Origin of the sequence: Micromonospora sp. NPDC049497, assembly GCF_044465805.1 — a bacterium.
Lineage (GTDB): Bacteria > Actinomycetota > Actinomycetes > Mycobacteriales > Micromonosporaceae > Micromonospora.
In genome coordinates, this window is record NZ_JBITMC010000001.1 from 26,835 (window position 1) to 46,903 (window position 20,069).

A 20,069-nucleotide genomic window follows, 5' to 3' on the forward strand; every position below is an offset into this window, starting at 1 on the left:
TGATCGGCCGGGCGGAGCGCTCAGGGGGCTAACCTGTCCGGCATGCGCCTCTCCGCCCGGGTCGACTACGCCCTCCGAGCGGTCGCCGAGTTGGCCTCGGTGACCGGTGGCGCCGCCCCCGGGCGCGGCCGGCCGGTGACCGCCGAGCAGATCGCCCGGGCGCAGGAGATCCCGCCGAAGTTCCTGGAGAGCATCCTGCTGCAACTGCGTCGGGGCGGCGTCGTGCACGCCCAGCGCGGTCCCGAAGGCGGCTACTGGCTGGCCCGGCCGGCGGAGGAGATCTCCCTCGCCGAGGTGATCCGGGTGATCGACGGACCGCTGGCGCACGTGCGGGGTCAGCGGCCCGAACAGTTGGGCTACCAGGGGGCGGCGCGGGCCCTCCAGGACGTCTGGATCGCCCTGCGGGCCAGCGAGCGCCAGATCCTCGACCTCGTCACCGTCGCCGACGTGGTGGCGGGCACGCTGCCTCCGCGCGTGACGGAACTGGTCGCCGATCCCGGCGCCTGGACCTGATCCACGCGCCGGTCGCCGGCGCGACGGCAGGACCGTCCGGCCGGACGCAGGTGCCGTCCCATCGACCGAACAGCCACTTGACCCGGAGCGCTCTTTCCCGCATTGTCGACCAAGTCGATAGGAGATACCTACAAGTCAGGGGGCGCCCGTGCGCAAGCTGCTGGTCCTCGCGCTGGTCGGCCTCGCCGCGCAGCTGGTCGACGGTGCGCTGGGCATGGCGTACGGGTTGACGTCGTCCACACTGCTCCTCCTCGTCGGGGTCGCCCCGGCGGCGGCCTCCGCCTCGGTGCACCTCGCCGAGATGGGCACCACGCTCGCCGCCGGTGTGGCGCACTGGCGGTTCGGCAACGTCGACTGGCGCGTCGTCAGCCGCATCGCCGTTCCCGGCGCGCTCGGCGCGTTCGCCGGCGCCACGTTCCTCAGCTCGATCTCCACCGCCGCCGCCGCGCCGTGGATGGCCGGCATCCTGTTCACCCTCGGGGCGTACCTGCTGGTGCGTTTCTCCCGGCCGTTGCGCACCGACCGGCGCGGTGGCCGGCTGCGCTCGCGCTTCCTCGGCCCGCTGGGTCTGGTCGCCGGCTTCATCGACGCCACCGGCGGCGGCGGATGGGGTCCGGTCGCCACCCCGGCGCTGCTGGTCAGCGGCCGGATGGAGCCTCGCCGGGTGATCGGCTCGGTGGACACCTCCGAGTTCCTCGTCGCCGGGGCGGCCAGCGTCGGTTTCCTCATCGGTCTCGGCTCGGAGGGCTTCCTGCTGCCGATGGTGGGGGCGCTGCTCGTCGGCGGCCTGATCGCCGCGCCGGTGGCTGCCTGGCTGGTCCGGATCGTCCCCGCGCAACTGCTCGGCGCCGCGATCGGCGGCGTCATCGTGCTGACCAACGCCCGGGTCCTGATGCGCTCCGCCGACCTGGGCGGCGCCGTCCCGCCGATCGTCTACGTGCTGCTGGCCGCCGGCTGGATCGTCGCCCTGACCCTCGCCGTACGGGCACTGCGCCGCACCCGCCGGGCCCGCGCCACCGCCGCGACCGCCCTGGCCGAGCCCACCACCACACTCGACACCCCCGGCGACCGCACCCCCGCCACAGCCGGCGCCACGGACCACTGACCCCCCACCCACCCCCCACCCCCCACCCCCCTCCGGGTTGATCAAGAGGTTTGCGTCAGCGAGAGCCTCCGTGGTGACGCAAACCTCTTGATCAACGGGGTCTGGTGGGTGGGTGGGGCCGGGGGGGTGGGGGGTGGGGTGGTTTTAGAGGGTGCTGAGTAGGTGCCAGGCCTCGTCGACGTGGGTTGCGGTTGTCTGGGGGGAGCCGACCGCCAGGCGCAGCGTGTACCGGCCGTCGACGCGGGTGTGCGTCAGGTGTACCCGACCGGTCGCGTTCACCCGGGCCAGCAGGTCCGCGTTGGCCGCGTCGTCGGCGCGCAGCCGGAAGCACACCAGCGAGAACGGGTGCGGCGCGGCCAGTTCGAACCGGTCGTCGGCGCGGACCCGGTCGGCGAAGCGCGCCGCGAGCGCCACCCCGGAGCGGACGTGCGCACGCAGCCCCTCGACGCCGTACCAGCGCAGCACGAACCACAGCTTCAACGCCCGGAACCGGCGGCCCAGCGGCACCTGCCAGTCCCGGTAGTCGATCACCGCGCCGGACTCGCTGGCGGCGTTGCGCAGGAACTCCGGCAGCACCGTCAGCGCCTCGATCAGCTCACCCCGGTCGGCCACCCAGAACGCGTCGCAGTCGAAGCCGGTCAGCAGCCACTTGTGCGGATCGAAGCAGTACGAGTCGGCGTACTCGACTCCCGCGTGCGACCAGCGCAGCTCCGGGCAGACCGCCGCCGCACCCGCGTACGCGGCGTCGACGTGCAGCCAGACCCCGTACTCGGCACAGATCCGCCCGATCTCCGGCAGCGGGTCGACGGCGGTGGTGGAGGTGGTGCCGATCGTGGCGACCACGATCGCGGGGACGTCCCCGGTGGCCCGGTCGGCCTCGATGGCCGCGCGCAGCGCCTCCGGTCGCATCGCCTGGGTCTCCGGGTCCACCCCGATCGGCCGTACGCCGTCGGTGCCCAGACCGGCGATCCGGACCGCCTTGTCGATCGAGGAGTGCCCGTGGACGGAGGTGTACGCCCGGTACCGCCGGTCGACCCCGACCTCCCGCCAGCGGCCCCCGCCGGCCCGGTGCAGCGCGGCGAGGGTGGCCACCAGCGTCGCCGAGGAGGCGGAGTCCTGGATGACGCCGCCGCCGGAGGAGGTGGAGCGGAACCGCTCCGGTAGGTCCATCAGGTCGGCGAGCCAGTCCAGCATCGCCGTCTCCAGCTCGGTGCAGGCCGGGCCGGTGGCCCAGAGCATGCCCTGCACGCCGAGCCCGGAGCTGACCAGGTCGCCGAGCACGCTCGGGCCGGAGGTGTTGGCGGGGAAGTAGCCGAAGAAGCCGGGATGCTGCCAGTGGGTCAGCCGCGGCGTGATCAGCGCGTCCAGGTCGGCGAGCACGGCGTCGACGGGCTCGCCCCGCTCCGGCGGGCCGGCCGGCAGGTCGGCGGCCAGCGCGCCGGGCGGCTCCGGCGACGTCACCGGGCGCTGCCCGAGCGTCGTCCAGTAGTCGGCGATCCAGTCCACCACGGCGTACCCCGCGCGGCGGAACTCCTCCGGGGTCATGTGCTCGGCCACGACGACGAGTCGATCAACAAACGGGCCGCGAGGCAAGCCGTGGGGCTGGGCGCATTGTGTCGAGAAAGCGCTTGCCTTAGCATCCGAGGGGCGCAGAGCCTGCTTCGCCGACGCTGACCACGCGCGTCGGACCATCACCGCCGTCAGCGCGGTACGCCCCTCCGCCGGCCCGGGCAGGCCGGACGACCCCGGGCCGCCGCGCGTCCCCACCTCCTGCGGAGGACACCCATGTCCGTCTCCCCGCGTCGCCTCGCGCTGCTCGCCGCAGCGACGGCGGCGACCCTCACCGCCGGCGCGGTCGCCACGGTGGCGGCCTCGGCGGCTGCCGCCGGCTGCCGCGTCGACTACCAGGTCACCAACCAGTGGCAGGGCGGCTTCGGCGCCACCGTCGCCGTCACCAACCTCGGCGATCCGGTCACCGGCTGGACGGTGACCTGGTCCTGGGCCGCCGGCCAGCAGGTCACCCAGGCCTGGAACGCCACCGTCACCCAGTCCGGCGCACAGGTGACCGCGCGCGACGTCGGCTACAACGCCGCGATCCCCACCAACGGCAGTACGTCGTTCGGCTTCAACGGCTCCTGGACCGGCGCCAGCAATCCGGCGCCGGCCGGCTTCGCGCTCAACGGCACCGCCTGCACCGGCACGGTGCCCACCGGCGGCCCGACCACCGCGCCCCCACCCACGACCCCGCCCCCGACGCCCCCGCCACCGACCACGCCCCCGCCGACCACCCCACCGCCGGGCAGTGTCCAGATGGAGGACCTCGACCGGGGCCTCGTCAGCGTCCGGTCCGGCGACGGCAACCTGGTCTCCTGGCGCCTGCTCGGCACCGAGACCACCGGTGTCTCCTTCAACCTCTACCGGGGCTCCACGAAGGTCAACGCCAGTCCCCTCACCGGCGCCACCAGCTACCTCGACGGCGGCGCGGCGACCGGCGCCGCGTACACCGTGCGGGCCGTGGTGGGCGGCGCGGAACAGGCCCCCTCGGCGCCCGCGCTCCCGTTCCCGGCCGGCTACCTCGACGTGCCGCTCCAGGTGCCGCCCGGCGGCACCACGCCGAGCGGCGAGGCGTACACGTACTCCGCCAACGACGCCAGCGTCGGTGACCTCGACGGCGACGGCCGGTACGAGTTCGTCCTCAAGTGGGAGCCGTCGAACGCCAAGGACAACTCGCAGAGCGGCTACACCGGCACCGTCCTCGTCGACGCGTACACCCTGACCGGCACCCGGCTGTGGCGGATCGACCTCGGCCGCAACATCCGCGCCGGCGCCCACTACACCCAGTTCCAGGTGTACGACTACGACGGCGACGGCGACGCCGAGGTGGCCATGAAGACCGCCGACGGCACCCGCTCCGGCACCGGCCAGGTCATCGGCAGTTCCTCGGCCGACCACCGAAACTCCTCCGGCTACGTCCTCGCCGGTCCCGAGTACCTGACCATGTTCGACGGCCGCACCGGCGCCGCCCTGTCCACCGTCAGCTACGACCCTCCACGCGGGACCGTCTCCTCCTGGGGGGACGGCTACGGCAACCGTGTCGACCGGTTCCTCGCCGGCACCGCCTACCTCGACGGGCAGCGCCCCAGCCTGATCATGGCGCGCGGCTACTACACCCGGGCGGTGATCGCCGCCTGGGACTTCCGCGACGGCACCCTGCGCAGGCGGTGGACGTTCGACTCCAACGCCTCCGGCAACGGCGCCGCCGCCGGCCAGGGCAACCACAGCCTCTCCGTCGCCGACGTCGACGCCGACGGCCGGCAGGAGATCGTGTACGGCTCGGCCACCATCGACGACACCGGCCGGCTCCTGTACGCCACCGGCTTCGGCCACGGTGACGCCCTGCACGTGGGCGACCTGATCCCGGGCCGTACCGGGCTGGAGGTCTTCACCATCCACGAGTCCGGCAACCAACCCGCCGCCGACGTGCACGACGCCCGGACCGGACAGGTGATCTGGCAGCGGCCGAACAACGGCGGCACCGAGGGACCCGGCCGGGGTGTGGCCGCCGACATCTGGGCCGGCAGCCCCGGCGCCGAGTTCTGGGGCGCGGGCAACCAGATGGGCAACCTGTACAGCACCAGCGGCGCGAACCTCGGTCGCAACCCCTCGTCGTCCAACTTCCTCGCCTGGTGGGACGGTGACCCGGTCCGGGAACTGCTCGACGGCACCCGGATCGACAAGTACGGCACCGCCGGCGACACCCGCCTGCTCACCGGCAGCGGGGTCGCGTCCGGCAACGGCACCAAGTCCACCCCGGCGCTGTCGGCGGACATCCTCGGCGACTGGCGGGAGGAGGTCGTGTGGCGGACCAGCGACAGCCGGGCCCTGCGGATCTACAGCACCCCGACGCCGACCACCACGCGGATCCACACCCTGATGCACGACCCGCAGTACCGGGTGGCGGTCGCCTGGCAGAACACCGCCTACAACCAGCCCCCGCACCCGGGGTTCTTCATCGGTGCCGGAATGGCCGCCGCGCCCACGCCGCGCATCCACCTCCGCTGAGCGGAGACCCTGGCGTCTCCCGGTAGGGGTCGCCTACGGTGAGGCACCGGGCCGCAGCCGCGGAATCCGCACAGCTCCGGCCCGGTGCGCCACACCGCGGCATCCCCGACCCGTCCCGACCGGGAATGCCGTACCACCACCGGATACAAAGCTATGCGCCGTCCGGGTCGGCAGGGTGACACCGACGTGAAGATCGTGTTTCAGACCGTCCGGCGCAGGCCACCCGCCACCTTCTCGGCGATCAGCTCGAACGAGCGCACCCGGTCCTCCAGGTCGTACACGAGCGTGGTGAGCATCAGCTCGTCCGCGCCGGTACGCGCCAGCAGGTCACCGAGCTGCCGGGCCACGGTCTCCGGCGACCCGGTCGCCTGCCCCTCCCGGCGCTGCGCCACGAACTCGCGCTCCATCTCCGTGTACGGGTAGGCCGCCGCGTCCTCGGGCGAGGCCAACGGCTCCGGCCGCCCGGAGCGCAGCCGCAGGAACGACAGCGCCGCCGGGCCGGCCAGCCACTCGGCCCGCTCGTCGGTCTCGGCGCACACCGCGTTGACCGCGACCATCGCGTACGGCTCGTCGAGCCAGCGCGACGGCCGGAAGCTCTGCCGGTACAGCGCCAGCGCGGGCAGCGTGTTCTGCGCGCTGAAGTGGTGCGCGAAGGAGAACGGCAGCCCGAGCAGGCCGGCCAGTTGGGCACTGAACCCGCTGGAGCCGAGCAGCCAGACCGCCGGCTGCTGGCCGCGACCCGGCGTCGCCGTGATCGGCCCCGGCTCGTCGCCGCTGAAGTAGTTCATCAGGTCCGCCAGCTCCCGGGGGAACCCCTCGGCCGACAGCCCCTCCATCGTCCGGCGCAGTGCCAGCGCGGTCACCTGGTCGGTGCCGGGCGCGCGGCCGATCCCCAGATCGATCCGGCCCGGGTGCAGCGCCTCGAGGGTCCCGAACTGCTCGGCCACCACCAGCGGGGCGTGGTTGGGCAGCATCACGCCGCCGGAGCCCAGCCGGATGGTGCTCGTGTGTGCGGCCAGGTGCGCGAGCAGCACCGCCGGCGCGGACGAGGCGATCGCCGGCATGTTGTGGTGCTCGGCCACCCAGAACCGGTGGTAGCCCAGCTCCTCGGTGCGCCGGGCCAGCTCGGTGGTGTGCCGCAGGGCCGCACCGGCGGACGCTCCGGCCGCGACCGGAGCAAGATCAAGAACAGACAAGGGTACGTCGATCACACGTCACCCCAACCCACTGCCCGCCGGGATTGTTCCGGATCGTGCCGCAACCCACGCTCCCGCCCTCGCTCCGCGTGCGTTCAGCCGAGGCCGCGGGCCTGTTCGAAGATCAAGCTCGTCTGCGTGTGCTGCACCGCCGGATCCACGGCGAGGTGGTCGAGCACGAAGTCGCGCAGCGCCACCGACGAGGCCGCCCGCACATGCAGCACGTAGTCCTCCGCCCCGGCCACGTGAAACACCGACACCACCCCCGGCAGGCGCACCGACCGGGCCCGGAACGCGTCCACCGCCGCCCGTTCGTGCGCGGTCAACCGCACCGACACCAGCGCCTGCAACGGCAGGCCCAGCGCGGCCGGGTCCACCTCCGCGTGGAACCCCCGGATCGCGCCGCACTCGCGCAGCGCCCGGGTCCGCGCCAGGCAGGTCGACGGCGCCACCCCCACCCGCTCGGCGAGGGCGTTGTTCGGCAGGCGGCCGTCCACGGCCAACTCCGCCAGGATCGCGCGGTCGGTGTCGTCGAGGGCCTCAAACGGCCGCACATCATTCGCTACGAGGGGCATGCGGGCATCCTCCACCGAATCTTCCACGCCATCCAGGCCATTCTCAGAATCTTCTTCCGGTCTCTTGCCCCCATTTCCCCGGATGTTCGATCCTTCCGTCATGACGACCGTGGACACCCGAGCCGTGCACGCCGGCCGCGACGACCTCGCCGCCCTCGGCGTCCACGTGCCGCCGATCGACCTCTCCACCACCAACCCGCTGCCCTCGGTCGACGCCGGCGGCGACGCGTACGAGACCCTCGCCACCGGCGGCACCCTCCCGCCCGGCAGCAGCGCCGTCTACCAGCGGCTCTGGAACCCCACCGTGGCCCGCTTCGAGACGGCGCTCGCCACGCTGGAGGACACCGCCGAGGCGGTCGCCTTCGCCAGCGGCATGGCCGCCCTCACCGCCACCCTGCTCGCCGCCACCCGCGACGGGAAGCGGCACGTCGTCGCCGTCCGCCCCCTCTACGGCGGCACCGACCACGTCCTCGCCACCGGCCTGCTCGGCACCACCGTGACCTGGGCCCGCGCCGACGAGGTCGCCGCCGCCGTCCGCCCCGACACCGCCCTCGTGATCGCCGAGACCCCGGCCAACCCCACCCTCGACCTGGTCGACATCGCCGCCCTCGCCCGCGCCGCCGGCGACGTGCCGCTGCTCGTCGACAACACCGTCGCCACCCCAGTGCTCCAGCGGCCCGCCCGGCACGGCGCGACCCTCGTCCTGCACAGCGCCACCAAGAGCATCGGCGGGCACGGCGACGTCCTCGCCGGCGTCGTCGCCTGCGACACCGACTGGGCCGCACGACTGCGCCAGGTCCGCGCGGTCACCGGGGCCGTCCTGCACCCGCTCGGCGCGTACCTCCTGCACCGCGGCCTGCAGACCCTCCCGGTCCGGGTCCGCGCCCAGCAGGCCGGCGCCGAGAAGCTCGCCGCCCGGCTCGCCGCCCACCCGGCCGTCGCCCGCGTCCACCACCCGTCGCTGCACGACCCGGCCGGGCTCGTCGGCCGCCAGATGTCCGGCCCGGGCAGCCTCCTGGCCTTCGAGGTACGCGGCGGCGCGCCCGCCGCCGCGGCCGTCGCCGACGGCTGCCAGTTGATCACTCACGCGGTGTCGCTCGGCGGCGTCGACACCCTCATCCAGCACCCCGCCTCGCTGACCCACCGGCCGGTGCAGGGGGAGGCGAAGCCGGGCGGCGGGCTGCTGCGCCTCTCGGTCGGCCTGGAGGACCCGGAGGACCTGTGGGCCGACCTGGGACGGGCACTCGCCGCCGTCGCCTGACTGGTTCCGCGGCGACATCCCTGGCCGGCCCCCGAACCGGCCGTGCGTCGGCGTCTCCTTTTCCTGCACGCGGCCGAACCAGCGGGTTTCGCGCATGATCGACTCGACATCGTTGAAACCGGGGTGTCCGGGTCAGGTCGTCAGCCCGACATCAATGACGTCGAGTGGATCTTCGCCCGGGACGGACTGGTGTGGGGTCGACGGGAGGTCCGGGCCGCGCACGGGTCAGGACTTCGGGCCGACGTGGCGGTCGAGGGCGGCGACGGCCTCCCGGCGGGCCACCGACAGGGAGTTGCGGCGGTTCATCCGCCAGGCGATGCCGAGCAGGTCCAGCGTCCACTGGCACAGGCCCATGATGTCGGCCGACTCGTTGGTGAACATGTAGCGGGGGTAGACGTACTCCTTGCCTCGGGTGGTCACCCGGTTGCTGACGCGGCAACCGTCGGAGTGGAACAGGCCACGCAGGAAGTGGCCAGGATGACGCTGAACGATCTCGCGTTGCCAGTCGGCGAGCACGATCAGTCGCCGGTGCTTCTCGCCCGGACCGTGCTGGGGAAACAGGCAAGGCCAGTGCGTGCCGGAGCTCTGGACGCTCACGCAGCCCTGTTGCGGGACCCGTTGGACCTTGGTGGCCAAGACCGCCCGCATGGCGTCGTCGCAGGCGTCGATCAGGTCGGGCCACCTGTTGCTGCACGAGATCCGCAGCACCGGCACGCGGACCGAGGTGACCAGATGGCCGTCGCCCAGGTAAAGGCCGAGTAGGTAGGCGTAGTGGGCAGGATCGGAGAGCCCGCCGTTGTCAGGACGGCACCGGAAGCACCGGAGTGCGGTGGCCTGCTGCGTCGGCTCAGGGCGGACTTTGCACCAGTGTCGAACTGTCGGATAGGAGACCCCGACGGCACGGGGGGCCTCGGCCACCGTGGCCCCGGACAGATAGACGCACCGGGCTCTCGCCCGGATCTCGGGTGAATGCATACGGGCATCCTCGAACGCCTGTATGACAGTTTCAGTGCCCCCGGTGGGATTCGAACCCACACTTTATGCAGTTTGAGTGCATCGTCTCTGCCATTGGACTACAGGGGCCTTCGGTCTCTCGGCGTGAACAGGTTACCTACTAGGCTATGTGTCGTGACACCCGGTCGGTCGGGTGTCGAGCACAGACTGGTGGGAGTGGCTCGTGGCCGAGACGCAGACGGATGCCGAGCGCAGGCGCGTACTGATCGCCGAGGACGAGGCGCTCATCCGGCTGGACCTCGCGGAGATGCTCGTCGAGGAGGGCTACGAGGTCGTCGGCGAGGCCGGCGACGGTGAGACCGCCGTCCGGCTCGCCGAGGAGCTCAAGCCCGACCTCGTCATTCTCGACATCAAGATGCCGATCATGGACGGGCTGGCCGCCGCCGAGCGCATCGCCGGCGCGCGCATCGCCCCGGTGATCATCCTGACCGCGTTCAGCCAGCGCGACCTGGTGGAGCGGGCGCGGGCGGCCGGCGCGATGGCGTACCTGGTGAAGCCCTTCCAGAAGAGCGACCTGGTCCCGGCGGTGGAGATCGCGCTGTCCCGCTACTCGGAGATCGCCGCCCTGGAGGCCGAGGTCGCCGGCCTGAACGACCGGCTGGAGATCCGCAAGACGGTGGAACGTGCCAAGGGCGCGCTGATGACCACGTACGGGATGACCGAGCCGCAGGCGTTCAAGTGGATCCAGCGCACGGCGATGGACCACCGGATGACCATGAAGGAGGTCGCCGAGCGGATCCTCGCGGAGACCGCCGGCGGCGAGGTGGCCCGTCCGGCCACCTGAGTCGAGGGTTGAGAAGGGCCCCCTGTACGACGCCAGGCGTTAACAGGGGGCCCTTCCTTGCATAGCATCGACGTTCGTGTGGGGCCGGCGTCCGGTGGCGGTGCTCGGTGCGGTCGTCGCGCTGCTCGCGGGCTGCGCGCGTCCGGGCCGGCTGGACGGTGACCAGCCGCCGCCGGTCCGTGCGGCGTGGGTGCCGCTGAGCCTGCCGGCGCCTCCGGGCCCGCCCGGCCGGTTGCTGCTGCGCGACGTGGCGGCCTGCGCCGACCGATGGTACGTGGTGGGTGGCGTCTCGGGCGCGGACGGGGGGACCCGGCCCGCGGCCTGGGTCGGCGACGGGGCGGTGTGGTCGAGCCTGCCGACGGTGCCGGTGACCTTCTCCGGTGAGCAGCACGTGTTCTCGTCCGTGGCGTGCCGGGATGACCGGGTCGCCGTGGTGGGCGCGAAGAGCGGGGGAGTGCACGGCAATCCGCGTACCGGCACCTGGTGGCAGGGGCGGGACGGCGCGCTGCGTGAGGTGTCGGCGCCGTTCGAGCAGTTCGGTGGTCCGCGTGCGGTGAGCGTCGGCCGGATGGCGGCGGGTCCGGCCGGCTGGTTGGTGGTCGGCTCGCGGGTGGACGGGGCGGTGGTGTGGGTCTCGCCGGACTCGGCGGCGTTCACCCTCGTCGAGGGGGCTCCGGGGCTGTCCGGCGACGGGCGTGGGCGAACGGCGGCGTACGACGCGGTGGGCGTACCGGCGGGGTGGTTGGCGGTGGGCACGTTGCTGGCGGCCGGCGGAGTGCCCCTGGCGTGGACGTCGCCCGACGGTCGCTCGTGGCGGCGGGCGGAGCTGCCGGGCGGGCCGGGCGCGGCGCAGCGCGTGGCGGTGGCCGCGGACGGTCCGGTGGCGGTGGGGCCGGCGGGCGGTGTGTTCGCCGCCTGGCGGTCCGGTCCGGACGGGTGGCGGCGGGCCGGTGGGTTCGGGGTGGCCGGTCCGGGGGTTCCGTCGGTGGTGGGTCTGACGGCGGCGGGCGCGCGCCTGGTGGCCGTGACGGCGAACGGTGCCGATCACGGTCTGTGGCTTTCGGTCGATTCGGGACATTCATGGCAGGCGATGGCGATGCCGGCGGCCGTGGCGCACCGCGGTGACACGGCGGTGGCGGTCGCTTCGGATGGAGATCGACTTCTGCTGGTGGCTGACGACGCCGAGGCGTCCCGTGCCTGGTCAGTGGGGTTGGCGGGCATCGATCGGTAGGGGGCGGGGGAGACCTGGCTCGTTACCGACGAAACAAAGGTGAAAAGGCTTCATAGCCGAAGGTTCTTACAGTGATCGCTTCCAGGCCGCCACGCCGTGTAACGGTTCGGTCAACCCGCTCCCGTGGGGCTTACGTCACAGCTCCGGCGTGGGATAACGTCCGGCCCCAGACCGGCGACGACGGTCTGGTCCGTCCATCCTGCAAGGGCCAATAGGCGCCGGGTGGTTCGGGCCATTGGGACTGAGGAGGGTACGAGCCTTGAGGCAGAAGCTCGCACGGGTGCTGAGTGGCGTTGCCATCAGCGCGCTGGTTCTCGGCGGCGCGGCCGCATGTAAGGCTGACAGTGGTGACGAAGGCGGCAGCAGCAACGCGGCCTGTGACCTGAAGCTCGGCTTCTTCGGCCCGCTCACCGGCGACGCCGCGGGTCTCGGTATCCACATGCGCAACGGCACCAAGCTGGCCATCGACCAGTACAACAAGGACAACGCCGACTGCAAGGTCGCCCTGACCGAGTACGACTCGCAGGGTGACCCGGCCAAGGCCCCCGCCCTCGCCCAGCAGGCCGTCGGCGACCAGAAGATCGTCGGCATCATCGGCCCGGCCTTCTCCGGTGAGTCGGAGGTGGCGGACCCGATCTTCGACGAGGCCGGCCTGCCGACCATCACCCCGTCGGCCACCCGCCCGAGCCTGAGCACCAAGGGCTGGAAGATCTTCCACCGGGGCGTCGGCAACGACACCTCGCAGGGCCCGGCGGCCGGTCGGTACATCAAGGACGTCATGAAGGCCGAGAAGGTCTACGTCGTCGACGACCAGTCCGCGTACGGCGCGGGCCTGGTGGACGAGGTCAAGAAGGTTCTCGGGGCCGTGGCCGGCGAGGACAAGATCCAGGTCAAGCAGACCAACTTCTCGGCGGTCTCCACCCGGATCATCTCCAGCGGCGCGACCGTGCTGTTCTTCGGTGGCTACTACACCGAGGCCGGTCTGCTGCTCAAGCAGCTCAAGGGTGCCGGCTGGAAGGGCACCATGGTGGCCGGTGACGGCGTCAACGACGCCAACTTCATCAAGGTCGCCGGCGACGCGGTCGCCGAGGGCACCGTCCTGACCTGCCCGTGCGCCCCGGCCACGGCGGCCAAGGGCAGCTTCCTGACCGACTACAAGGCGGCCTTCGAGAACGCCGAGCCGGGCACCTACGCCGACGTGTCGTACGACATCACGAAGATCATGCTGGAGGGCATCAAGGAGGGTAAGGCCACCCGTGCCGACCTGCTGTCCTTCATCAAGTCGTACAACAAGGCCGGCACCGCCACCGGTGTGACCTACAAGTTCGCCGACACCGGTGAGCTGGACCCGGCCGAGGTCGTCGTCTGGGCGTTCAAGGTCAACGCCGGCAAGGTCGTTCCGGACGTCGAGATCCCCAAGGCCTGACCGGGAAACCGGTCCGGTCACGGGCTACCCACGGTGCGGCCGGGAGTTCTGCTCCCGGCCGCAGCGTTTGGCCGCACAGTTGGAGCCCCCACTTGAACTTCGATGAGTTCTTCGGAAACTTTCCGGCGCTGACGATAACCGGATTGGAGCAGGGCGCGATCTACGCGCTCGTGGCCCTCGGCTACACGCTCGTCTACGGCGTTCTCCGCCTGATCAACTTTGCCCACTCCGAGGTCTTCATGGTCGGTACCTTCACCGCCCTGTGGACCTGGGAGGCCCTCGGCTACAACCAGAACAGCCCGGCTCCGGCTCTGGGGTCGCTGCTGATCGCCCTGCTGGCGGGGCTCGCGGTGGCGGCCCTCGCCTCGGCGGCCACGGCCGTCACGGTCGAGCTGGTCGCGTACCGGCCGCTGCGGCGGCGCAACGCACCGCCCCTGGCGTTCCTCATCACCGCGATCGGCGCGTCCTTCGTGCTCGCCGAGTCGTTCGGTATCGGCACCGAGCGGGCCCCGTTCGGCATGCCGACGCTGATCCCGCAGGAGACGCTGTTCACGGTCTTCGGCGCGGGGATCACCAACCTCCAGCTGATCATCGTCGGCGTGACGCTGGTGATGATGGTCGGCCTGGACCAGTTCGTGAACCGCAGCCGGCTCGGCCGGGGCATCCGCGCGGTGGCCCAGGACGCGGACACCGCGGCGCTGATGGGCGTCAACAAGAACCGGGTCATCCTGCTGGTGTTCGTGCTCGGCGGGATCATGGCGGGCGTCGGCGCCCTGCTGTGGAACATCAAGTTCGGCTACACCAAGTTCAACGTCGGCTTCCTGCTCGGCCTCAAGGCCTTCGCGGCCGCGGTCCTCGGCGGAATCGGCAACCTGCGCGGCGCGCTGCTCGGCGGTCTGCTGCTGGGTGTGGCGGAGAACTACGCCGCCGGTCTGTTCGGCGGAGACTGGAAGGACTTCACCGGCTTCGTGCTGCTGGTGGTGCTGCTGATGTTCCGGCCCACCGGTCTGCTCGGTGAATCACTGGGGAGGGCGCGCGCATGACCGCCACCGCGGACAAGGGACGGGGACGGGTCTCCGGCATCAAGGCCCGCTGGGCCAACCTGCCCAAGCAGGTGCGCTGGGCGGGCATCGCGGCCCTGATCGTCTTCCTCTACATCCTGCCGAACCGTTGGTTCTACGAGTACCTCGGCTTCCCGGTGGGCAGCGAGTACTTCGCCTTCTACACCACCCGGTCGAACTTCGCCGGCGTGCTGTTCGACACCGCGGTCTTCGTGCTGCTGGCCGTCGGGCTCAACGTCGTGGTCGGCTTCGCCGGCCTGCTCGACCTCGGCTACTTCGGCTTCTACGCGATCGGTGCGTACACCGTGGCGTTGCTGACCTCGCCGGAGAGCCGCTTCGGGACGGAGTGGCCGTGGCTGGCGGCGGTGCCGCTGGCGGTCATGATCACCATGGTCTTCGGCGTGATCCTCGGCGGTCCGACGCTGCGCCTGCGCGGTGACTACCTCGCCATCGTCACGCTCGGCTTCGCCGAGATGATCCGGCTGTACGCCGCCCGTAACGAGGGCATCCTCCAGGGCCAGCGGGGCATCCCCGCCATCCCGCACCCGCCGGGCTCGGGCTCGGACGGCAAGCCGCTGTTCGGTGTGGTGGACGCGCGGCCGTACTACTGGCTGATCCTGACGCTGATCCTCGTGGTGATCCTGCTGGTGCGGAACCTGGCGAACAGCCGGGTGGGCCGGGCCTGGGTGGCCGTCCGGGAGGACGAGGACGCGGCCGAGGTCATGGGCGTGCCCACCTTCAAGTACAAGCTGTGGGCGTTCGCCATCGGCGCCGCGGTGGCCGGCCTGACCGGCGCGGTCTTCGCCGGCAAGCAGACCTTCATCAACTCCGACCAGTTCCTGCTGGAGAGCTCCATCCTGGTGCTCGCGGCGGTCATCCTGGGTGGTGTGGGCAACATCAAGGGAGCCATCGTCGGTGGTGCGATCACCTGGTACCTGCCGGAGTGGCTGCGCGGCGTCGGTGACCTCATCGGCGTGGAGTTCGACGCCGCCGAGTACCGGATCCTCGTCTTCGGCCTGGTGGTCATCGTCATGATGGTCTTCCGTCCGCAGGGTCTGGTGCCCAACCGGCGGCGGGCGGCGGAGTTCAAAGACCGGCGCGAGGAAGCGGTTCCCCAGGAGACGGTGCCCAGTGAGTAGCCCGGAGATGAGAAGCGAACGCGACCCGAGCAGCGACCGGGACATCGTCGCCGACGGTCGCAGCACGATCGGCGTCCCGCCGGAGAAGGGCCCCGCCGAACCGGCCGGGGTCACCCCGGCGGGGCCGGACCCCGCCGGCCGGGAGCCGCTGCTGGAGGTCGACCACGTCACGCTGCGGTTCGGCGGTGTGGTCGCCCTCGACGACGTCACCTTCACCCTGTACAAGGGGGAGATCCTCGGGCTGATCGGCCCGAACGGCGCCGGCAAGACGACCTGCTTCAACGCGATGACCGGTGTCTACCGCCCGACCGAGGGCGAGATCCGGTTCAAGGGCGAGCGGGTCAGCGGCAAACGGCGGTCGTGGATCACGAAGGCGGGCATCGCCCGGACGTTCCAGAACATCCGGCTCTTCCCGGAGATGACCGCGCTGGAGAACGTGATGGTGGGCACGGACGTCCACCACAAGACCAGCGTCATCTCCGCGATGCTGCGGCTGCCGCGGCACTGGCGGGAGGAGCGGGAGGGCCGGGAGAAGGCCCTGGAGCTGCTGCGGTTCGTGGGCATCGAGCGCCGCGCCGGCGACCTGGCCCGCAACCTGTCGTACGGCGAGCAGCGCCGGCTGGAGATCGCCCGGGCGCTCGCCACGGATCCGTTCCTGCTCTGCCTGGACGAGCCGGCCGCCGGCTTCAACCCGGCGGAGAAGGAGGAACTCCTCGGCCTGATCCGGAAGATCCGTGACCAGGGCACCACGATCCTGCTCATCGAGCACGACATGCGCCTGGTGATGGGTGTGACCGACCGGATCGTGGTGCTGGAGTTCGGCAAGAAGATCGCCGACGGCCTCCCGGCCGAGGTCCGCGAGGACGCGAAGGTGATCGCCGCGTACCTGGGGGTGCCGACCGATGCTGCTTGAGATCAAGGACCTGACGCTGCTGTACGGGCGGATCCAGGCGCTGCACGGGATCAGCCTGGTCGTCAACGAGGGCGAGGTGGTCGCGCTGATCGGCGCCAACGGCGCCGGCAAGACGACCACCATGCGGGCGATCTCCGGGCTGCGCCCGGTCGCGTCCGGCTCGATCGTGTTCGACGGCACCGACGTCACCCGGATGCGCGCGGACCTGCGTGTGGTCCGGGGCATCGGGCAGGCGCCGGAGGGCCGGGGCGTGTTCCCGGGCATGTCGGTCACGGAGAACCTGGAGATGGGTGCCTACACCCGCCGGGACCGTGGCGAGATCGCCAAGGACATGGCGATGGTGCTGGACCTCTTCCCCCGGCTGGCCGAGCGGCGCAAGCAGCCCGGCGGCACGCTCTCCGGCGGTGAGCAGCAGATGCTGGCGGTGGGTCGGGCGCTGATGGCCCGTCCCCGGCTGCTGCTGCTGGACGAGCCGTCGATGGGCCTGGCGCCGAAGCTGATCCAGCAGATCTTCGAGATCATCACGCGGATCAACGAGCAGGGCACCACCATCCTGCTGGTGGAGCAGAACGCCCAGCAGGCGCTGTCCCGCGCCCACCGGGGCTACGTGCTGGAGACCGGCCGGATCGTCAAGGAGGGCACCGGCCGGGACCTGCTGCACGACCCGGCGGTCAAGGAGGCGTACCTCGGCGTGGCCTGACGCCTACGTGAGACGGAGGTCCCGGTGCGGCGGTCGCCGCGCCGGGACCTTCCCGTTTCCGCCCGACGGTCAGGCCCGGCTGTCGGCGGCCAGTGCGGCGACGTCCCGGGCAAGGTCCGCGGTGCCGCGATGGCCCTTCTGCCGGTACGTCGCCAACGCCGTCCGCAGCTCGCTCAGCCCACCGGTCGGGTCGCCCCGCTCCACCCGGGTCCGACCGAGCTGTTCCCGCGCCTCCGCCTCGACCAGCACGTCACCCGCCTCGCGGGCCTGTGCCACCGCACGCACGGCGTACGGCAGGGCGCGCGCCGGCTCACCGGCGGCCCGGTGGGTGCGGGCCAGGCCGACCAGGATCTCCGCCACGTCACGGGGCCCGCAGCCGTTCTCCGCGATGGCCAGCGCCGCGTCGTAGTGGGTGGCCGCCTCCCGCTGCCGACCGGCGAGGAGGTGGGCCTCGCCGAGGTTGCTGCGCACCAGCGCGCGCAGGTGCGTGGCGTTCGTCAGGGTGCGGCTGTGCTCCTCGGCCTCGGTCAGCCGCCGGATCGCCTCCTCGGGCCGGCCGGCGTTGTTCATGATCGCGGCGAGGTTCAGCAGGGCCGTCGCCGCGCCGAGCCGGTCACCGGATGCGCTGCGCAGCTCGTACGCCCGCCGGGTCCAGTGTGCCGCCTCGTCGTGCCGGCCGAGCTGGCTGAGCGGAATGGCCAGCCGGCCGGCGATCAGCGCCTCGCCGATGTCGTCGCCGGCGCTCCGGGCCGCCCGCACGGCCAGGGTGTAGAGCTGCACCCAGCGGTCGCGGTGGTGCCGGCGGAACAGCCAGCCGTACAGGGCGGCGGCGATCTGCCAGGCGAGTCGGGGCTGTCCGGCGGCGGCGGTCTCCACGGCGGCGACCAGGTTGTCCGCCTCGTCGTCGAGCCAGGTCAGGGCGGCGGCGGGGGTGGCGAACCGGACCGGCGGGTCGGGCGGGTCGGAGTCGAAGTTCGGTCGCTCGGCGGGCCGCAGCGTACGGTCCGCCGCGTTGGCGGCGTCCCGGTACCAGGCGAGCAGGCGAACCGGGGCCGCGTCGTCGCCGGGCGGCTGGGCGGCTGCCTGCTCGGCGGCGAAGAGGCGGACGAGGTCGTGCAGCTGGTACCGGTCGGTGTCCAGCTCGTGCACGAGGTGGGCCGCGGCCAGGTGGGCCAGCAGCGACCGGACCTGGGTCGGTGGCAGGCCGGCCAACGCCGCCGCGGCGTCGGTCGACGGACGCTGGCCGGGATGCCGGCCGAGCAGTCGGAACAGCCCACGGGCCGGTTCGGGCAGGCTGCCGACCGACACCTCCAGGGCGGCACGCACCGACACGTCCTCCGAGATGAGCAGGCCGAGTCGGGCGTTCTCGTCGGTGAGCCGGTCGGCGAGCGCCCGGGCGCCTCCGTCGGCGTCGAGCCGGGCGGCGGCGATCCGCAGCGCGAGGGGCAACCGGTCGCACAGCGACGCGAGCCGGCGCAGCAGGGCCGGGTCGGTCGGCTCCGGACGGCCGTTGTCGCGTCCCCGGGCGAGCAACTCGCAGGCGTCGTCCTCGTCGAGCGGCTCCACCTGCAACCGTGCGACACCGTGGGTGGCGACCAGCCCGTCGAGGCGGTGCCTGCTGGTCACCACGACGAGGTTCTCGCCCGCTCCGGGAAGCAGCGGCCGTACCTGCCCGGAGGACGCGGCGTTGTCGAGCACCACCACCATGGCCCGCCGGGCCAGCTCCGAGCGGTACCGGGCGGCGCGCTCCTCCGTCTCGTGGGGGACGTCGTCGCCGGCCACGCCCAACGCGCGGAGGAACCCCTCCAGCACCGCGCCCGGGGTCGACGGAGGTGCGTGGTCGGTGCCGCGCAGGTCCGCGTACAGGTGTCCGGTACGGCCCTGCCGGCGGGACTGGTCGTGGGCCCACCGCAGGGCCAGCGCGGTCTTGCCCACCCCGGGTGGGCCGACCAGGGCGACCACCCCTGACCCGGCGTCCGCGATCGTGTCCAGTCGTTCCAGCTCGCGGAGCCGACCCACGAAGCCGGCCGGCGCCGCGGGCAGTTGCGCCGGTGCCGACGGCGTCGCCACCGCGCTCGCCGTCGCGGTCGGCGTCGTCGTGAGTCCGCCGACCGGGCCGGCCCGGAGCAGGTCGACGTGCAGGCGTTGCAGGTCCGGGCTCGGATCGGCGCCCAGCTCCGCAGCCAGCCGTCGGCGGTGCTGCTCGTAGGCGTGCAGCGCCTCGCCGGTCCGGCCGCAGCCGGCCAGGGACTGCATCAGCAGCAGGGTGAGACGTTCCCGGCTCGGGTGCCGGGCCGCCAGCGGGGCGAGGTCGTCGACCAGCGTCGCGACGGGGGTTCCGGAGCGCAGCTTCGCCTCGTGCCACAGTTCCACGGCGGTGAGCCGGGCGTCCTCGAGCGCCTGCACCTCCGGCGGTGCGGGACGGTTCGGCAGCCAGCCGCCGAACGCCGGCCCCCGCCACAGCCCCACGGCTTCCCGGAGCAGGTCGCGCCGGTGCCGCCAGTCGGGTTCCCCGTCGCCCTGTGCCCGGGACAGCAGGCGGCGGAAGCGGTTGACGTCGACCGTCTCCGGATCGAGCACCGCCCGGTAGCCGTCCCCGGCGGTGACGATGGCGAGCTGGTCCTCATCCAGGCCGGCGGCGGCGAGCGCGGCCCGCAGCTCGGAGATCCGCGAGTGGACCATGGACCGGGCGCTCCGGGGCAGCCGGTCCTGCCACAGCGAGTCCACCAGGTCGCTGGTCGGGACCATGCTGCCGGCCCGCATCGCCAGCAGCCCGAGCAGCAACCGGTGCATCCGGCGGCCGGGGACGATCGGGGCGACACCCTGGCGGATCTCGATCGGACCGAGCAGGCGGAGCTCCAAGGGCATCCTCGGTGGGTGCGGCGGGACGGCGGAAAGGTCAGCCTAGTACCCGCCCGCCGTCCGGCCCCGGACAAGGCGTGCCGGCCGGTGACGGGCCTGACGGGCGGACCTTGCGGTCCGCCCGCCCCCGAATAGGCCCGCCGCCCGTGGCGCGTCGTCCGATCGGCACGCTGCGGCCGGCGACGCCCGGATCGGCGTGCCGGTCGCTCCGGCGGTCCAGCCTCGGC

General features: G+C 72.5%; 16 protein-coding genes and 1 tRNA gene. 11 read left to right on the forward strand and 6 right to left on the reverse strand.

The genetic code is table 11. From position 1 onward, the window contains the following. Positions 1 to 42 precede the first annotated feature (42 nt). Both ACIBR0_RS00095 and ACIBR0_RS00100 read left to right on the forward strand, forming a co-directional pair. Entirely contained in the window at positions 43 to 513 is a 471-nt protein-coding gene (locus tag ACIBR0_RS00095) for an RrF2 family transcriptional regulator (RefSeq protein WP_396711693.1), read from the forward strand. A gap of 148 nt (positions 514 to 661) precedes the next feature. After that, entirely contained in the window at positions 662 to 1,618 is a 957-nt protein-coding gene (locus ACIBR0_RS00100; protein WP_396711695.1) for a sulfite exporter TauE/SafE family protein, read from the forward strand. A gap of 144 nt (positions 1,619 to 1,762) precedes the next feature. On the opposite strand, the gene ACIBR0_RS00105 is transcribed toward ACIBR0_RS00100, so the two are convergent. After that, positions 1,763 to 3,175 (reverse strand): pyridoxal-dependent decarboxylase, encoded by a 1,413-nt coding sequence (locus ACIBR0_RS00105; RefSeq protein WP_396711697.1) that lies wholly within the window; start codon positions 3,173 to 3,175, stop codon positions 1,763 to 1,765. 228 nt (positions 3,176 to 3,403) lie between these two features. Between ACIBR0_RS00105 and ACIBR0_RS00110 the strand changes: the two genes are divergently transcribed. Continuing rightward, positions 3,404 to 5,680 carry a cellulose binding domain-containing protein gene (locus ACIBR0_RS00110; RefSeq protein ID WP_396711699.1) on the forward strand — a complete coding sequence of 759 codons (2,277 nt, stop codon included), beginning with the start codon at positions 3,404 to 3,406 and terminating at the stop codon, positions 5,678 to 5,680. A 200-nt stretch (positions 5,681 to 5,880) separates the two neighbouring features. On the opposite strand, the gene ACIBR0_RS00115 is transcribed toward ACIBR0_RS00110, so the two are convergent. Continuing rightward, on the reverse strand, positions 5,881 to 6,891 hold the full coding sequence (locus tag ACIBR0_RS00115; RefSeq protein ID WP_396711701.1) for an LLM class flavin-dependent oxidoreductase: 1,011 nt from the start codon (positions 6,889 to 6,891) through the stop codon (positions 5,881 to 5,883). Positions 6,892 to 6,971: 80 nt separating this feature from the next. After that, positions 6,972 to 7,451, reverse strand: coding sequence for an Lrp/AsnC family transcriptional regulator (locus tag ACIBR0_RS00120; protein ID WP_396711703.1), 480 nt, complete (start codon positions 7,449 to 7,451; stop codon positions 6,972 to 6,974). An 82-nt stretch (positions 7,452 to 7,533) separates the two neighbouring features. Between ACIBR0_RS00120 and ACIBR0_RS00125 the strand changes: the two genes are divergently transcribed. Further along, complete coding sequence (locus tag ACIBR0_RS00125) at positions 7,534 to 8,712, forward strand: trans-sulfuration enzyme family protein (RefSeq protein WP_396711705.1); 1,179 nt, start codon at positions 7,534 to 7,536, stop codon at positions 8,710 to 8,712. Positions 8,713 to 8,937: 225 nt separating this feature from the next. On the opposite strand, the gene ACIBR0_RS00130 is transcribed toward ACIBR0_RS00125, so the two are convergent. Then, positions 8,938 to 9,426: a hypothetical protein gene (locus ACIBR0_RS00130; protein WP_396711707.1), complete on the reverse strand. Its 489-nt coding sequence runs from the start codon at positions 9,424 to 9,426 to the stop codon at positions 8,938 to 8,940. 296 nt (positions 9,427 to 9,722) lie between these two features. Continuing rightward, positions 9,723 to 9,795, reverse strand: a tRNA-Leu gene (locus ACIBR0_RS00135). A 94-nt stretch (positions 9,796 to 9,889) separates the two neighbouring features. Here ACIBR0_RS00135 and ACIBR0_RS00140 point away from each other — a divergent pair. From ACIBR0_RS00140 to ACIBR0_RS00170, 7 genes are all read left to right on the forward strand, one after another. After that, on the forward strand, positions 9,890 to 10,510 hold the full coding sequence (locus ACIBR0_RS00140) for a response regulator (RefSeq protein WP_357040804.1): 621 nt from the start codon (positions 9,890 to 9,892) through the stop codon (positions 10,508 to 10,510). Positions 10,511 to 10,586: 76 nt separating this feature from the next. After that, entirely contained in the window at positions 10,587 to 11,741 is a 1,155-nt protein-coding gene (locus ACIBR0_RS00145) for a hypothetical protein (protein ID WP_396711709.1), read from the forward strand. A gap of 280 nt (positions 11,742 to 12,021) precedes the next feature. Then, positions 12,022 to 13,167 carry a branched-chain amino acid ABC transporter substrate-binding protein gene (locus ACIBR0_RS00150; protein ID WP_396711710.1) on the forward strand — a complete coding sequence of 382 codons (1,146 nt, stop codon included), beginning with the start codon at positions 12,022 to 12,024 and terminating at the stop codon, positions 13,165 to 13,167. A gap of 92 nt (positions 13,168 to 13,259) precedes the next feature. Then, a complete protein-coding gene (locus ACIBR0_RS00155; RefSeq protein ID WP_396711712.1) occupies positions 13,260 to 14,210 on the forward strand; it encodes a branched-chain amino acid ABC transporter permease in 951 nt (316 codons plus the stop codon). Further along, positions 14,207 to 15,367 carry a branched-chain amino acid ABC transporter permease gene (locus ACIBR0_RS00160; RefSeq protein ID WP_396711714.1) on the forward strand — a complete coding sequence of 387 codons (1,161 nt, stop codon included), beginning with the start codon at positions 14,207 to 14,209 and terminating at the stop codon, positions 15,365 to 15,367. Before ACIBR0_RS00155 ends, ACIBR0_RS00160 begins: the two co-directional genes overlap by 4 nt. A gap of 7 nt (positions 15,368 to 15,374) precedes the next feature. Continuing rightward, positions 15,375 to 16,280 carry an ABC transporter ATP-binding protein gene (locus tag ACIBR0_RS00165; RefSeq protein WP_396711716.1) on the forward strand — a complete coding sequence of 302 codons (906 nt, stop codon included), beginning with the start codon at positions 15,375 to 15,377 and terminating at the stop codon, positions 16,278 to 16,280. Further along, a complete protein-coding gene (locus ACIBR0_RS00170; RefSeq protein ID WP_396711718.1) occupies positions 16,270 to 16,980 on the forward strand; it encodes an ABC transporter ATP-binding protein in 711 nt (236 codons plus the stop codon). The genes ACIBR0_RS00165 and ACIBR0_RS00170 overlap by 11 nt, the downstream gene beginning before the upstream one ends. Positions 16,981 to 17,049: 69 nt before the next feature. On the opposite strand, the gene ACIBR0_RS00175 is transcribed toward ACIBR0_RS00170, so the two are convergent. Then, positions 17,050 to 19,848, reverse strand: a complete 2,799-nt coding sequence (locus tag ACIBR0_RS00175; protein ID WP_396711720.1) for a BTAD domain-containing putative transcriptional regulator — start codon at positions 19,846 to 19,848, stop codon at positions 17,050 to 17,052. Positions 19,849 to 20,069: the final 221 nt, after the last annotated feature.